A 385-nucleotide genomic window follows, 5' to 3' on the forward strand; every position below is an offset into this window, starting at 1 on the left:
CTGACGCCCGAAACCCTTGACCTCGCTGACGGTCATGCCGGCGACACCCAGCGAGCCCAAGGCTTCGCGAACTTCGTCAAGCTTGTGCGGCTTGATGACTGCGATGATATATTTCATCGGAATTGCCCCTCCTGCGGAAATTGCCGGCAAATCGCCGAACGCGCAGTGATGCATGGATTATGCCGCAGTGCAAGAAGCATGGCTCCGCGCATACGGTAAACCACGAAAAAGAGGGTCGGAAAGCGGCTGGCTTTCCGACCCATGAAGTCACGTTCGCAGGAGGAACGTCGTTATTGGCGGGGTGGGGAGAGGAGAGGAGGAACCACCCCGCCAAAACTGGTAAGTTGAACTTAGTTGTAAGCGCGTTCGCCATGTTCACCGAGAT

General features: G+C 56.6%; 1 protein-coding gene. It reads right to left on the reverse strand.

What is annotated here, in order from left to right; translation table 11 throughout:
• A partial coding sequence (locus A7A77_RS17340) for a P-II family nitrogen regulator (RefSeq protein ID WP_172799946.1) occupies positions 1-117 on the reverse strand: 117 nt, incomplete at its 3' end.
• Between the last annotated feature and the right edge of the window lie 268 nt (positions 118-385).

This window comes from Croceicoccus bisphenolivorans, from assembly GCF_001634625.1.
GTDB classification, from domain to species: domain Bacteria; phylum Pseudomonadota; class Alphaproteobacteria; order Sphingomonadales; family Sphingomonadaceae; genus Croceicoccus; species Croceicoccus bisphenolivorans.